This is a genomic window from Streptomyces sp. NPDC050508 (assembly GCF_040655155.1).
In the GTDB taxonomy this organism is placed as follows: domain Bacteria; phylum Actinomycetota; class Actinomycetes; order Streptomycetales; family Streptomycetaceae; genus Streptomyces.
In genome coordinates, this window is sequence record NZ_JBFAJJ010000006.1 from 14587 (window position 1) to 29551 (window position 14965).

Genomic DNA, 14965 nt, shown 5'->3' on the forward strand with positions numbered 1-14965 from the left:
CTGCGTCCGCCTGACACGGGGTGGCGGACGGTAGTCCCGGGGCCGCGCAAGGGAATTGGTGAGCAGTGAGCCACATCGTCGTCAAGCGCCCGCCGCGCGCGCTGCCGTCCGAGGTGCCCACGGACGAGATCGTCCTGCAACCTCCGCCGGAGTTGCCCCGGGGGCATCAGGAGAGCGTCCTGATGCAGTTGCTGCCGACGCTCGGCATGGGCGGCTCGGTGGTGTTCTTCTTCACGAACGGACAGCCGTTCATGAAGATCATGGGCATGGTGATGATCGTCTCGACGGTGGCCATGTCCATCGCGATGGTGGTCCGCTTCCGCCGCGGCAACCAGGGTCAGCTGGCGGATCTGCGCACCGACTATCTGCGCTACCTGGCGCGGACCCGGCGGACCGCCCTGGACACCGCGCGGGCGCAGCGCGACGCGCAGTACTACCTCCACCCCTCCCCCGAGCAGCTCTGGGCGCTGGTCGCCGAGGGCAGCCGGGTGTGGGAACGGCGGCCGGGCGACGAGGACTTCGGCCAGGTGCGCATCGGCCTCGGCCGGCAGTCGCTCGCCACCGCACTCATCGCCCCGGAGACCGGCGGGGTCGACCAGCTGGAGCCGCTGACGGCGGGCGCCATGCAGCGCTTCCTCTCCGTCCACGGCACCCTCGACGACCTGCCGATGGCGGTGTCCCTGCGCGCCTTCTCCTACCTCACCATCAGCGGCGAAGCACAGTCCGTACGGTCCTCCGCCCGGGCCCTGGCCGGTTCGCTGGCCGCGCTGCACTCGCCCGAGGACCTGGTGATCGTGGTCGCGGCGGCCAGGGAGTCCCTGCCGCACTGGGAGTGGGCCAAGTGGCTGCCGCACGCGCAGGCGCCCGGTGCCACGGACGGCGCGGGCACCCGCCGGCTGATCGACAGCGACATCCGTGAGCTGGAGAACCTGATCTCCGCCCGGCTGACCGGCCGTCCGCGCTTCCACCCCGACGCGACACCGCTGCCGGACGAGCCGCACATCGTCGTCGTCCTCGACGGGGTCTCCCTACCCCCCGACTCGGTCCTGGCCAACCCCGAGGGCCTGCAGGGCGTGACGCTCGTCGACGTCGTCCCCGGCGAACCGGCCGCGGTCCGCGGCGAGCTCTCCATCGTCGTACAGCCGACGTCGCTGCATCTGGAGTCCGATCACGGAGAGGTCTACGAGGGGATGCCCGACGCCCTCTCGTACGAGTCCGCCGAGGCGCTCGCGCGGCAGTTGGCGCCGCTGCGGATGGCGTCCGGTGGGGACGACGACCAACCGCTGCTCGCCAACCTGGAGTTCACCGATCTGCTGAACCTCGGTGACGCGGCCTCCGTGGACACCAAGCGCACCTGGCGGACGCGTTCGCTGGCCGAGCGGCTGCGGGTGCCGATCGGGCTCGGCGAGGACGGCCGGCCCGTGATGCTCGACCTCAAGGAGGCCGCGCAGGAGGGCATGGGCCCGCACGGGCTGTGCGTGGGCGCCACCGGCTCCGGCAAGTCCGAGCTGCTGCGCACCCTGGTCCTCGGCCTCGCGGTCACCCACTCCTCGGAGACCCTGAACTTCGTCCTCGCGGACTTCAAGGGCGGCGCCACCTTCGCCGGCATGGCGCAGATGCCGCACGTGGCGGCCGTGATCACCAACCTCGCGGACGATCTGACGCTGGTCGACCGCATGGGCGACTCCATCCGCGGCGAGCTCAACCGCCGCCAGCAACTGCTGCGCGACGCGGGCAACTACGCCAACATCCACGACTACGAGAAGGCGCGCGCCGCGGGCGCCCCGCTGCAACCGATCCCCTCCCTGGTGCTGGTGATCGACGAGTTCAGCGAACTCCTCACCGCCAAGCCGGACTTCATCGAGATGTTCGTCCAGATCGGCCGGATCGGCCGCTCGCTCGGCGTGCATCTGCTGCTGGCCTCGCAGCGCCTGGAGGAGGGCCGGCTGCGCGGTCTGGAGACGTATCTGTCGTACCGCGTCGGTCTGCGCACCTTCTCGGCGGCCGAGTCGCGGGCCGCGCTGGGTGTGCCGGACGCCTATGAACTCCCGAACGTCCCCGGATCCGGCTTCCTGAAGTACGGCACGGACGAGATGGTGCGGTTCAAGGCCGCCTATGTGTCCGGGACTTACCGCTCGGACGCCCCGCAGGCGTCGTTCGGTGCCGGTCAACTGCCGGTCGACCGGCGGCCGGTGCTGTTCACGGCGGCCGAAGTGCCGGTGCAGTACACGGCGTTGCCGCAGCAGCGCACCGAGTCCCCGGACGTCGACGACGCACTCGCCGACACGGTGCTCGACGTCATCGTGCGCCGACTGGAGGCGCAGGGGCCCGCGGCCCACCAGGTGTGGCTGCCGCCGCTCGACAGCCCGCCCTCGCTGGACGGACTCCTGCCCGGCCTCACGGCGGTGCCGGGCCGCGGACTCACCCAGCCCGGCTACGAGGGCGCGGGCCGGCTGGTGGCCCCGGTCGGCCTGGTCGACAAGCCGTACGAGCAGCGTCGCGACCACCTGTGGCTCGACTTCTCGGGCGCGGCCGGCCATATGCAGATCGTCGGCGGCCCACAGTCCGGCAAGTCCACCCTCCTGCGCTCCCTGATCTGCGCCTTCGCCCTGACCCACACCCCGCACGAAGTCCAGTTCTACGGCCTCGACTTCGGCGGCGGCGGTCTGTCCTCGGTGGCCGGCCTGCCGCACGTGGGCGGCATCGGCTCCCGCCTCGACCCCGAGAAGGTCCGGCGCACGGTCTCCGAGGTGTACGGCGTGATGACGCGCCGCGAGGAGTACTTCCGCTCGGCGGGCATCCCGTCGATCGCGGAGTTCCGGTCCCGCCGGGCGCGCGGCCAGATCTCGGTCACGGACCAGCCCTGGGGCGATGTCTTCCTCGTCATCGACGGGTGGGGCAACTTCCGTGCGGACTATGAGGGGTTGGAGGCGGCGGTGCTGGACATCGCCGCGCGCGGCCTCGGCTTCGGCATCCACCTGGTGCTCACCGCGTCCCGGTCGATGGAGGTCCGCGCGAACCTCAAGGACCACCTGATGAACCGCCTCGAACTGCGGCTCGGCGACACGATGGACTCCGAGATCGACCGCAAGGTGGCGGTGAACGTCCCGACCGGCGTCCCCGGACGCGGTGTGTCGCCGCAGCGGCTGCACTTCATGGCGGCGGTGCCGCGCATCGACGGCCTGGTCTCGGACACGGACCTGGCCGACGCCACCCAGGCGTTGGCGACCGAGGTGTCCCGGCACTGGGAGGCGCCGGGCGCGCCCGAAGTACGGCTGCTGCCTCGCGAGTTGGCCGCCGCGCAGCTGCCGACGGGCGACCGTTTCCCGCAGCGCGGGGTCGCGTTCGCCATCGACGAGAACAATCTGGAGCCGGTCTTCGTCGACTTCGAGCAGGACCCGTTCTTCCTCGTGTTCGGCGAGAGCGAGTCGGGCAAGTCGAACCTGCTGCGGCTGCTGGTCAAGCAGTTGACGGAGCGGTACACCGGCGACGAGGCGAAGCTCTTCGTCATCGACAACCGGCGCTCCCTGCTGGACGCGACGCCCGCTTCACACCTCGCCGAGTACATCCCCATGTCGAACGCCATGGACCATCACATGGTCGCCCTGGCGGACCTGATGCAGCGCCGGACCCCGACGGCCGACGTGACGGCCCGGCAACTCCGCGAGCGGAGCTGGTGGCAGGGCCCGACGGTGTACGTCGTCGTGGACGACTACGACCTCGTCTCCACGTCCAGCGGCAACCCGCTGGGCAACCTCACGGAGATGCTGCCGTTCGCCCGTGACGTCGGCGTCCGCTTCATCATCGCCCGCTCCACGGCGGGCGCCGGACGCGCCGCGTACGAGCCGTTCATGCAGCGCATGCAGGAACTGGGCGCCCAGGGCGTCGTCCTGGCGGGCGACCCCGGCGAGGGCGATGTCCTGGGCGGGGTACGGCCTCGGCCGATGCCTGCGGGGCGGGGGGTGTTCGTGTCGCGGAAGCGGGGGAAGCCGTTGGTGCAGACGGGGTTGGTGCCGGAAGGGGAGTACTGAGGGTCGGCAGTACAAGGGCCGACAGGACTGGTCCCGTCCAACGGGCGGGGCCCACGGGGGCACGGGGAGGGGATCCACACGTGGCATGGGACGAGTGGGAACAGCTGAAGAGTCAGGCAGCGCAGAAGCAGTCCGCGCACATGCGGATCGATCAGCTTCCGCCGGACGGCGGCGGCAGCACACCGCAGGGTGATCTGACCGTCGACCACAAGGATCTGGCGGCGATCGGCGACCGGGCGTTCAAGCTCTGGGAGGACCTGGGCCAGTACGGCCGTGACGCCTCGCCGAGCAGCCAGACCGCGGCCTCGGATCTCACGACCCAGGGGTTCAGGCTCGGCGCGGCGGTGAACCACGTACAGCAGCGGTGGGAAGAGCAGCTCACGAGTCTGCTCGACGCGTGCGCCCATATCTCGAACCACATGGACTACACCAAGAAGGCGCACCAGGGCGACGAGTTCTACATATCCGGTCAGATCAGCAGTATCTCGACACTGGACAAGGGTTTCAGTGAAGGGACGGGGCACTGATGGACCTCGACACGCTCCGATTCGGGAACTTCGCTTCGCTCGGCACCGCCATAGACGACTGGTCCCGGGTGGTGAAACGCCTGGAAACCCTTGAGAAGGACGCGCGCGAAGGCCTCAAGGGGCTGGCCGACAAAGCCAATTGGTCCGGTGTCAACGCGACCGTCTCCCGCGAGTTCATCACCAAGACGGCCGGCGAGTTCACCGACGCCCACACCCAGGCGACGACGATCTACAACATTCTCAAGGACACCCACGACGAACTCGTCGGCTACCACGACCAATTGGTCGAGACGATCGCACGGGGCCTCAAGAAGAACCTCACCGTGATGGACACCGGCAAGGGCTCCTTCACCGTCACCATGAACATCCACCCCGACCGCGCCGCGAAGGGGACCACGGTTCCCGAGCACAGCCAACAGGACGTGGACGAACTGTGCGAGGACGTCAAACGCCTGCTCAGCAGGGCGACCCACAGCGACGACACCGCCTCCGACGCCCTGCTCGCCCTGGCGGACGAGGCCGAGTACGGCTTCTCCGGCGCGGCGTACAAGGACAGGGACTCCGCCGCGCAGGCGCTTGAGGACGCGGAGAAATACGCGAAGCTCATCAAGGAAAAAGGGGACTCCATGTCCCCTGAGGAATTCGACGATCTCAACCGGCAGCTCGCGGGATACAAGAACGATCCGCTCTTCCAGGAGAAGTTCGCCACCACACTGGGCCCGAAAGGCGTGCTGGACTTCTGGGCAGACCTCTCCGATCCCTCCGACGGAGGCGATCTCCAACGGGCCCGCCTGGACCAACTCGGCGATCTCCAGAAGAATCTCGGCCTCACCCTCGCCGGCGCGACGCGGTCGGACTCACCGGCCATGCGGCAGTGGGAGGACGGCATGGTCAACCTGGCGGACGACCGCATTCAGACCCGTGGGACGCAGGTCTACGGCTTCCAGCTCATGAGCAATCTCATGCGCGTGGGTGACTATGACGACACGTTTCTGGACAGGTACGGGAACGCTCTCGTCGCGACCGAGAAGAAGATGCAGCTTCCCGACCATTACTGGAACGGCAGCGGCGGCCCGCTCATGCCCAAGATGAATTTCATCGGCGAGGATTTCGGCCGGGACCCGATGACCGGTTTCATGACGGCCCTGTCGAACAGTCCCGATGCCGCGACCGCGTTCTTCAACGAGACCCAGCCCCAGGACAACGCGGAATGGGTTCTCAAAGACCGCCCCGCATTCGACGACACACCGCTGAACAGCCACGACGGAAACCAGTCACGCGAGGCCACCGGGAACGCACTCGTCGCCGCGGCCACCGGAGTCAACCCCAACGACCCTCATGCCGTTCCGGTGCAACACAGCGCCGAGAACCGGAGCGTCCTGGACCGGTCGTTGAAAATCATCTCCGGCACGGGCGACGACTTCGCCCCCGAGATGCGTGACGACATGGCGAAAGTGCTGGTGAACTACGGCGACGAGGTGCACAACACGGCGAGTTCGCTCGCGGACGATCCCAGCGACCCCCGCCAGCTCGACCGGCACCAGCTGCTGGAAGTGACGAAACAGGTGTCACGGGACCAGCACGCCTACGGAATCCTCAACGACGGCCTGAACAAGGAAATGGTCCGCGACATTTACACGGACCACCCCAGCGACCCCAAGGAGACCCTGCTCAGAGCCGGCCACACGGTGGGTTTTCTGGAGGAGGCCCGCTATCAGGCGTTGGCGACCGACAAGGACGATCCTTCGTGGCACGCCAAATGGCTCTACCACGGCTTCGGTGGCGCCGTGAATTTCATTCCGGTCGTCGGCGACGCGGCCCAGCGCGGTGTCGATGCCCTCGCGTATCAATGGCAGTTGGACGAGCAGGCCCGTATCGACGACGACAACGCACGCCAGAACGGCGAGGTGTTCACCGCACGGGAGAACCAGTTGCAGAAACTCAGCGACCTGTGGATCGACGCCAATCCGAACCACGGAAACAGCAACAGGTACACACTGACGTCCGAGATCAACGGTGCCGCTTTCGACGGCAACGCACGGGCTCAGGGACTGGCGGGCAATCAGTGATCACGGGTGCATCAGGACCTTCGGCGCGGCGGCACGCGGCCACTGCGGTGACGCTGCTTGTCCTTGTCCTGGCCACGGCCGGCTGCACGGACTCGGACGCACGTGCCTACGCCGTTCCGGACAAGGTCTGTGGGGTGGCCGTCAACTCGGATCTACTGTCGCCGTTCCTGCCGGACGGACAGAGGCTCACCCAGCGCGCGTACAACTCCGGGCAGGAGAGCCCGCGTTGCCGCCTGTCGGTGGACGGCAAGCTGGTCGTCTACCTGTCGGGCGACGTCGTCCCCGCGGAGACCGACCCCATCAAGGTCCAGGACCGGGCCCTGGTACGTCTCGGCAACCCCGCGTCCGTCGACATCGGTGACAGCGCAAGGGTGGCGGACAACGGAGCCATGGCGGTTGCCGCGTGCACGTACGAAGGCAGCCAGCGCAAGTTCGTCACGTTGGTGCAACTCCAGGAGAAGGTTCCCGCGAAGACCTCGCAGCGGCGGGATGCGTTGCGCTCGTTCCTGGGGTCCTATTTCCCGAAGGCGATGGCCAAGCAGGGGTGTGAGAAGGCGAGTTGAGCTGCGCTTGCGGATGAACGCGCGGTTGCCGTCGGCCGCGATTCCGTAGCCAGGCGATCCTGCGCGGTGTCAGGGACTTGGGGTGCTGTCACGCGTGGGACCGTGGCTCACGGGGTGAGGGACAGCTCGTAGGCCCAGGCTTCCTGGTCACGTCCGCCGCAGTGACTCGAATGGCCTGTGGAGGGGATGCGGAGGTTGGTCGTTCCCGTTTGGAATCGGTCAAGTGAAGCTGATCCATTGGTAAATTAAGAGATCGGTTCCGCCATGTCGAAGCACGCGAGGTAGCTCGCCGGCCTTCGTCAGGACGAGGGCAGAGCAGACCAACGGGGAGGGGGCCGCGCATGGCGTGGGACGAGTGGGAACAGCTGAAGTCCGAGGCGGCTCAGAAGCAGTCGGCGCGCATGCAACTCAACCAGCTCGCGCCCTCGGGAGGCGGCGGGGGCGGAGGGAAGAGCGCGTGGGGCGACCTCACTGTCAGCCAGAAGGACCTTGCCGCGGTCGGCTCGGCGGCACAGGACTTGTTCGACGACTTCGGGCAGTACAGCGACTACGCCCGTGTCGCCTCCATGGCTGCCGCCGGCGGACTCAAGGACGAAGGCTTCGCACTCGGTAGGGCTCTCGATCATGTCGCAGAGCGCTGGGTCGACCAGGTGCAGTCCCTGCTGGACGCCTGCGCGCACATCTCGAACCACCTGCGGTTCACCAAGAACCAGCACGCGGCCGACGAAAGCTACATCGCGGGCACTCTCAGCAGCATCTCCCTACTGGACAAGGGCTTCGACCACAGGACGGACCGCTGATGGACCTCGACGCTCTCCGCTTCGGTAATTTCTCGAAGCTCGGCGAGGCGATCACCGACTGGGAACAGATGACGACAAAGCTCGCGACCCTCAAGGAGGACGCGGAGCGCAACCTCAAGGGCAGGGCGGACAAAGCCAACTGGTCCGGCGTCAACGCCACTGTCACCCGCGAGTTCGTCGACAAGACTGCCACCGAGTTCGCCGACGCCCATACCCAGGCCGACTCCATCACGAAGATCCTCGCCGATACCCGTGGCGAACTCATCGGTTTCCGTACCCAGTTGAACGACGCGATCACGCGGGCCTCGCAGCAGAACCTCAGCGTGATCGACACCGGCGACGGCACGTTCACCGTCGTGGGGAACACCCGGGCCGACTGGGCGTCCGACCCCAGCGGAAAGTCCGGCGTGACAGATCAGGGAACGGTGGACGACTTCCGCAAGGAGATCCAAGGCATCCTGACCCAGGCGACGCAGAGCGACCAGAGCGCCGCGAAGGTTCTGAGGCTTCTTGTCGACGAGGCCAAGTACGGCTTCGCCGACGCCTCCTACGCGGACCGGGACGAGGCGGCAAAGGCCGTCGCGGCTGCGGAGAAACTGGCGAAGATGGCCAAGGACCCGGCCGACATGAGCCTCGACGACATCGCAGCCTTCAACCGCACGATGGAGAAATACCACGACGACTCCCTCTTCGCTGAACAGTTCGCGACCCGTCTGGGAGCCAAGGGGACGCTCCAGTTCTGGACCGAGATGGCCTCCTCTCACGCCGGCGCCAGGGGCTCCGAACTCAAGACGATGAAGGACCTGCAGACAAACCTGAGCCTCACCCTGGCCAGCGCGTCCTTCTCGGATTCGGATGCCATTCAGGATTGGAAGAAGGACCTCATCGCCGAGCGCAACACGAACTTCCGCGCCGCCGACTCGCCCAACCCTGTCGGCGCCCTGGGCTCTCAGGTCATCAGCAGCCTCATGGGCAAGGGCGAGTACGACACCGAGTTCCTCGACGACTACCGGGAGAAGCTGTTCAAGGCGGACAAGGCAGCAGGGGACGCCGGCACCCATGACCTGTGGGTCAAGGGGTACGACGCCGTGGATCTCGTCTTCGGCGACGGGAACGGCAGAGACCCACTGGAGGGGCTGTTTGACGGCCTCTCCCACAATCCCGAGGCGGCGGAGCACGCCTTCGAGTCCAAGTCGGATCTGGAGCACATGCTCGGCACCACCGGCTACACGGACCGAGGTGAGTCCCTCGGTCGTGCCCTGGAAGCCGCCGTCACGGGAGTTGCCGACGGTGACACCACCACCAAGGCACCGGGACACAGCGTGGCTCAAGTACAGATCATGGCGAACATCGTGGAGGCGGTGGCGCAGCCCGGCGGGGGCGCTGATCTCGTGAGCAAGGGCTTGGGGGACAGCTTCGGCGATATGGCGGCCTCTTATATGCCGGAGATCAGCCAGACGCTGGCCGGCCATGGCGCGGAATCCATCTTTCTTACTAACAGTGATGATCCTGACGGCCTAGGAAAGGTTCGAGATGTGGTGAGATTTATTTCCGCCGTATCCGCGGACCCATCGGGAAGAGCAGGTGTCATCCTCGGAGAGAGCATTTACACGAGCGGCCTCATCGAATCACACCTTGCGAACCCTCACTTGTTCGACGGCTCCCACACACAAGTCCTTCAAGATATCGGCAAGAATGCTGGAATCATCGAAGGTGTTGTTGCTCATTCTGTGGCTGACGGCGAAGTTCAAGCCGCTGTCGACGGCGAGAAGACGTACAACGACGCCTTGAAGGCAAAGGGCGACTTTGCCAAAACCTGGATTTCGGTCGGCATGACCTTCGTTCAGGTCCCCGAAGCATATGGAGGAGCGGCAATGGGGGCAGTGGTCGGAGGAGGTGTCGGAGCCATTGCCGGAGCGGCCGTTGATCGGTTGCTCCAAGGCCAGGAACTGAACGGCTCTCGCGACGAAGCCCTGTACCGCAGTGCCGGGGATTTGTATGACTCCCGAGATTCAGTCAGCCAACAGACCCAATGGGCGGCTGGAGAAACTATCGATCGGCACCGTCTCCAGCTTCCGAAGGACGGCACCAACAATCTGCTCCGCGACGCCGTGAATGAGGGCTGGGACGCCAGCAGCGAGTTCCTGAGCGGAACGAAGGATCGTCCGAATGGTTGAGAACAGGGCACCGAAGGAAACTAAGCATGGCGCGAAATGGTTTCTTTTCAGCCTGACAGCCCTCTGCCTTGCGAGTGTTTCCATCTGGTTCGGATACGTGCAGTTCTTCACTAAAGGACTCGAGCATCTTCCCTCCAAGTTGTGCGAGGGTGCCGTTGAACGAGACCTGGTCGTCCAAGTACTGCCGTCGGCGCGATCGGCGGCGGAGGGGGCCAAGCGTCAGAACTCGGGTGCCGATTTCACATTTTACTGCCACGTTGACACCAGCGGTGATTCTTCCATCTGGAGCGAGGCGCGGGTCCGCCCCGTTTCCGAGGTGGAGTGGATTGCAAGTTATCAGGGAAGCGGTGGCGACAACGGGATCATCCGCTCTTCGGCCGATGGCATACAGGCTGTGGCGCAGCTCGACACCGAACAGGCTGAGGTATACGTCCCCTGCACACCTCCCGCCGTACCTTCCTACAACTCCTCTGAGGATTACGCGGTTATCACCAGGGTGGAGGCCGCCGGAGAAGTCAAAGCAACTGGAACAGCGCTCCGACAGACCCTGACCGACATCGCCTACCAACTGGCCAAGCACGCCTACAAACTGGCCGAATGCCAAGGCACCCACGATTTTCCCCAGGAACTGCCACGCTACGGAGACCGTTGATGGATGGCGACGAGATACGGTCCCGCTTCGACGGCCGGGGCCGCGTCGAGCTCCGGCTCGATGCGTCAGCACTGCCTCGGGCCAAGGACATCGCCCACGCACTCGGGTACCGGCTGCTTTCGAGCGGGAGAATCTCCCGATGGGTTCACGTGCTCGTTTTCCAGCGCGACGACGACCCGCGGGCACGCCGCCGAGCCGAGCAGACCATCGAGCGGCTGCGTGCGGGCGGCCCGGTCCTGCCAGACGGGGAACTGCCTGCACCCCCGCCTCCACCTCCGGCACCGGCACCGCCTCTCACGCCCCGACAGCCGGAGCCCCGCCCCCGCCGGTCGCTGGAACCTCAGCCCCCTCCACCTGTAGGCCCGCCTGCTGTAGGCCTGCTTGGCCCCCGGATCCCTTCCCGGCCGCCGTACCCGCCGCCGCCTCCACCACCACCGTCCGCCACACCGGAATCCTCGGAAGATTCCAGTCCTGAGAGGCGGTCGTGACGCTATGAGGTCTGTGGCACGGTTCGCGGCGTTTGGCCGGGTCGTTGATCCAGACGGTCTGGCGTAACCCGGGTGGCCGGGGGCGCCGACCTACGCGTTCGGGATGGTGGGCGCATGCCTCGGCGAGAGTGGTGGCCCGCATGTACTTGGTGGTCTTGAACTGGGCCTCGCTGCAGGAGTTGTCGATGGAGACCTTCGACATCGAGCGTGATCGGGTCACCCCGAGATCGATCAGCAGCGTGTTCTGAACTGATACTCCCCGGGCCACTGCCATGTGCCCGGCCGTGAGAAGGAAGCCCGGCAAAGCCGACGACAGTACCGATCCCGATCGAGTTCGATTTGCCGGAAGACTGGCGAGCTGCGCCTCCGAATGAAGTCGGCGCGCTTGGCGGACCGTTCGTCGCAGTCCGCCTACCGTCGTCGGACGCTGACTTCGCAGCGAACATCACGATCGACGGGGAATGCTGGCCCGACATGGCGACGCTCCCCGAGATCACCGACGAGTCCGTGGCACCTATGGGTCGGGCGGTGACGTCCGTCATGGTGACCGCCCGCCGCGAAACCGGCTCCGTGGATGCTCCGCTCTTCACACGGGTTTTGGAGTTCTCAGCTGCAGTTTCTGAGACATTGGCGAGCTTTGCGACGACGACTGGATCGTTCATAGGTTGATCCCATGGGACTCTTCGACAAACTCACCGTTACACAGCACCCGCCCGACGGAGTTTCGCCAGTCCCGGGCGAGGAGTTGCGGGCGGCTCTGCTCGGCCTCAATCAGTCCGACGTTCCGTACGTCATCCGTTACGGTGGCGGGGAGCAATGCGACCTGGTGGCGGAGTGGCGGCTCACGGAGCCCGCCTGGCAGCAGGTTTTCGTCCAGTCCCAAATCACTCACGCCGTGCGGATCCGGATGCGACTCGTCAACGAGGACCACGAATTGCGCGCACTTGAGGAACAGTGGGAGGTCAGCCGGGTGGGGAGTCCGACCAGGCTCCAGGTGCCGCCGGAGTACACGCGCGGGCCGAGTCGAACAGTCAGCCGCGAGTGGACCCTCGGTCGTGGGCAGAACGGTGGCCTCGAAGCGACGGAGACCTTCCGTTTCGACAGTGCGGAACTGCGTTCTCCCCTACAGGACACCGTCCTGAAGTCGGGCTGGACCTGGCGGGGAGTGGTCTTCGGCAAGCTGTGAGTGCGGCGCTCACCCTTCTTCCGTCACCCCACGGCAGCCGGTGGTCATCGAAGTATGCAGGTCCCGGCGGTGTGACGATCGGCAAGAGGGCACTGCGTACCCGAAGCGGCTCCGGTTGACGGGCCGGCCTCGCCAAATCGCCCGGTCTGTCCAGAACTTCGATGTGCCTTCGGCCTACCACCGTCTGCACCACCGAGCCGCTCACCACCCAGCACGCCGCGCGCCACACGCCATTGCGATGTGCCCGAGCCTCAACCACGACAAGGCCCCTGACAGTAGGACAGGTCATCCGTGCGCCGCCCCCGCTTTGTGGGACTTCGAAGCCGTCTTCGGTTCACCGTGTGGAAAAGCTGCCCGGAACACGAACACCGGAGTGGGCACCTCCCGTGCGTGCCCACCCCGGTGTTGCTGTTGTCAGCCTGTCCTACTCGAAGAAGCTGGCGGCCTTCTTGTCGCCGCCGCGGTAGTCGCCGCCGGCCTGGTGCACCTTCTGCGTGATGGACAGCAGCGCCTGGTGAATGGCGGTGGTGTGGCCGTCCCACTCCCTCGACTTCCGGTTGAAGGACTCGTAGGCGTCACCGGCCCAGCCCTCGGCCGCGTCGTGGACGCCCTTCTTCAGCGCCGTGAGGTCGCTCTCCAACTGCTTGGCCAGATTGCCGAGTTCAGTGGCGAGCGCGTCCAGGGTGCCGTACTTGACGGCGAGATCCTGCATGTGCGGCGTGCCGGTCATGTTTCCTCATCTCCTTGACGATGTGAGAGGGACCTCGCGGTCCGGGGTGCGACGCTCGGGGCGGTCAGTAGAGGTTGAGCGCCGAGGTCTTCGCACCGGCGTCCACTTCGATGCTGGAGATCGTGGAGTGGAGTTCGTCCTCCAACTTGTCCTTGTCCTGCTTGGTGAGGTGAATTCCGTTCAGGAAGTCGTCGAGCATGCGGCCGATGCCGACCATGTGGTCGTTGATCTCGTGCTGCTTGGTCTTGAAGGCGTTGGCACCGTGGCCCGTCCAGTTCGCCTCGATCATGTCGATGCAGCCCTGGAGCTTCTGCAGGTGCTTCTTGACGTTGTCGTACCTGTCGATGACGTTCGTCTGGAGCTTTTGTACATGTGCGTCATCAAGCTTGCGGCCGTCAGCCATCTCGGCACTCCCTTTCGCGAGAGAGGTTGGTGTTTCTGGGACGCAACACCGAGTGGTGAAGCGCTGGTTGGTCGAGTGAGCCCGGTGTACGAGCCCTCATGCGCCTCGCCGCGAACGGGCCACCGCGAAGGCTCCACCGCCGAGCACGACTACGGCCGCTGCGGCGCCGAGTGCGATCCACAGTGTGGTGTTGCCGGACGAGTCGGAGGTCGATGCTGCGGCTGAAGTCTGGCCGCCTGAGGTGGGGTTGGGGGCTTTGGACGAGGTCGACGCGGAGGCGGAGGGCGAAGCGCCGGTGACGCCGGTTCCGTTCTCGAAGCTGAGCGGGTCGGTGCCGGGGGCACCCGGGTTGATGCTGCTGTTCTCCAACACCTTGCGGGGGCGGATCAGGCCGTAGCCGAGGTAGTTGCTCGGCTTGTTCTTCGGCCAGTCGCGGCCTGCGGTGTCGATGAGGGTGGCCAGGACCTGGTTGGCCGTCCAGGTGGGGTGGGCGGACCAGATCAGGGCGGCGGAGGCAGAGGCCAGGGCGGTCGCTGCGCTGGTACCACCGCTGACGCAGTACGACTTGAATGTCGCGTCGCACCACACCGGAACGTTGCGACCCGGGGCCGCCAGATCGACGTAGTTGCCGTGCTCCGAGAAGTCGGCTACCTTGCCGTCCTTGTCGGCTGCGGCTACGCCGACGACGTACGGATCTGCGGCCGGGTAGCCGATGAAGTTCTTGGTCTCAGCGTCGTTTCCCGTAGCGGCGAACATCAACTTGCCCTTGGATTGGGCGTACTTAACGGCCTTGGCCTCGTCCGGGTCAAGGATGTCGCCGCCGAACGACATGCTGATGATCTGGGCATCGCTGTCCGCGGCAGCCTTGATCGCATCGGCGGTCGAAGGCGTCTTCTTTACGTCGGTCTTGTTCTTCACGCCCTTGGTCAGCACCCGGTAGGGCACGACCTTCGCACCGGGCGCCAGGCCCTGCAGCCCGCCTCCGGCGCCAGTGCCGGCAATCATCTCCGCCATGGTGGTCCCGTGGCCCAGATAGTCGTTGGTGGCGTTGTACGAGACGACCTGATGCACCCCGTCCACGAGCACTTGACCCTTGAGGGATGGAGTGTCCGGGTTTACACCAGTGTCCAGCACAGCAACCTTGACGCCTTTGCCGGTGCTTACCTTCCACATCCCCTTCGCATCCATTAGGTCCAAGTACCACTGCTTCGACTGGACATCGGCGGCAACCGCGCTCGGAGCCAGCCCCGAAGACACAATGGCGAAAGCACCGAGTGCGGCACACACGGCCGACACTCGTCTTCCGGCACGTCCTTGGAGGAACGCGGTCGATCTGCCA

General features: G+C 66.0%; 11 protein-coding genes. 8 read left to right on the forward strand and 3 right to left on the reverse strand.

Annotated elements, in window-relative coordinates:
* The first annotated feature begins 65 nt into the window (after positions 1–65).
* The 8 genes from eccCa to AB0I69_RS18415 all read left to right on the forward strand — a co-directional run bounded on the left by eccCa (position 66) and on the right by AB0I69_RS18415 (position 12493).
* Complete coding sequence (gene eccCa, locus AB0I69_RS18380; RefSeq protein WP_363096677.1) at positions 66–4031, forward strand: type VII secretion protein EccCa; 3966 nt, start codon at positions 66–68, stop codon at positions 4029–4031.
* Between the two features lie 80 nt (positions 4032–4111).
* A complete protein-coding gene (locus AB0I69_RS18385) occupies positions 4112–4558 on the forward strand; it encodes a hypothetical protein (protein WP_363096678.1) in 447 nt (148 codons plus the stop codon).
* Positions 4558–6627: a DUF6571 family protein gene (locus AB0I69_RS18390; protein WP_363096679.1), complete on the forward strand. Its 2070-nt coding sequence runs from the start codon at positions 4558–4560 to the stop codon at positions 6625–6627. Before AB0I69_RS18385 ends, AB0I69_RS18390 begins: the two co-directional genes overlap by 1 nt.
* A 47-nt stretch (positions 6628–6674) precedes the next feature.
* On the forward strand, positions 6675–7190 hold the full coding sequence (locus tag AB0I69_RS18395; RefSeq protein WP_363096680.1) for a hypothetical protein: 516 nt from the start codon (positions 6675–6677) through the stop codon (positions 7188–7190).
* A 341-nt stretch (positions 7191–7531) separates the two neighbouring features.
* Entirely contained in the window at positions 7532–7990 is a 459-nt protein-coding gene (locus AB0I69_RS18400) for a hypothetical protein (RefSeq protein ID WP_363096681.1), read from the forward strand.
* Positions 7990–10167 (forward strand): hypothetical protein, encoded by a 2178-nt coding sequence (locus AB0I69_RS18405; protein WP_363096682.1) that lies wholly within the window; start codon positions 7990–7992, stop codon positions 10165–10167. The genes AB0I69_RS18400 and AB0I69_RS18405 overlap by 1 nt, the downstream gene beginning before the upstream one ends.
* A complete protein-coding gene (locus AB0I69_RS18410) occupies positions 10160–10819 on the forward strand; it encodes a hypothetical protein (protein WP_363096683.1) in 660 nt (219 codons plus the stop codon). Before AB0I69_RS18405 ends, AB0I69_RS18410 begins: the two co-directional genes overlap by 8 nt.
* Before the next feature lie 1161 nt (positions 10820–11980).
* Complete coding sequence (locus tag AB0I69_RS18415; protein ID WP_363096684.1) at positions 11981–12493, forward strand: hypothetical protein; 513 nt, start codon at positions 11981–11983, stop codon at positions 12491–12493.
* Positions 12494–12917: 424 nt separating this feature from the next.
* Here the strand turns inward: AB0I69_RS18415 and AB0I69_RS18420 are convergent, their stop codons facing one another.
* The 3 genes from AB0I69_RS18420 to AB0I69_RS18430 form a co-directional block, all read right to left on the reverse strand.
* Positions 12918–13223: a WXG100 family type VII secretion target gene (locus tag AB0I69_RS18420; protein WP_019064779.1), complete on the reverse strand. Its 306-nt coding sequence runs from the start codon at positions 13221–13223 to the stop codon at positions 12918–12920.
* A 64-nt stretch (positions 13224–13287) separates the two neighbouring features.
* Positions 13288–13626 (reverse strand): hypothetical protein, encoded by a 339-nt coding sequence (locus AB0I69_RS18425; RefSeq protein ID WP_019064778.1) that lies wholly within the window; start codon positions 13624–13626, stop codon positions 13288–13290.
* Between the two features lie 96 nt (positions 13627–13722).
* On the reverse strand, positions 13723–14913 hold the full coding sequence (locus AB0I69_RS18430) for a S8 family serine peptidase (protein WP_363096685.1): 1191 nt from the start codon (positions 14911–14913) through the stop codon (positions 13723–13725).
* Between the last annotated feature and the right edge of the window lie 52 nt (positions 14914–14965).

What these genes read in the sequence shown, in the direction of transcription:
- AB0I69_RS18410 (WP_363096683.1), top strand. Translation starts at nt 10,160, where the DNA reads ATGGTTGAGAACAGGGCACCGAAGGAAACTAAGCATGGCGCGAAATGG.
- AB0I69_RS18425 (WP_019064778.1), bottom strand. Translation starts at nt 13,626, where the DNA reads ATGGCTGACGGCCGCAAGCTTGATGACGCACATGTACAAAAGCTCCAG.
- AB0I69_RS18390 (WP_363096679.1), top strand. Translation starts at nt 4,558, where the DNA reads ATGGACCTCGACACGCTCCGATTCGGGAACTTCGCTTCGCTCGGCACC.
- AB0I69_RS18400 (WP_363096681.1), top strand. Translation starts at nt 7,532, where the DNA reads ATGGCGTGGGACGAGTGGGAACAGCTGAAGTCCGAGGCGGCTCAGAAG.
- AB0I69_RS18420 (WP_019064779.1), bottom strand. Translation starts at nt 13,223, where the DNA reads ATGACCGGCACGCCGCACATGCAGGATCTCGCCGTCAAGTACGGCACC.
- AB0I69_RS18405 (WP_363096682.1), top strand. Translation starts at nt 7,990, where the DNA reads ATGGACCTCGACGCTCTCCGCTTCGGTAATTTCTCGAAGCTCGGCGAG.
- AB0I69_RS18415 (WP_363096684.1), top strand. Translation starts at nt 11,981, where the DNA reads ATGGGACTCTTCGACAAACTCACCGTTACACAGCACCCGCCCGACGGA.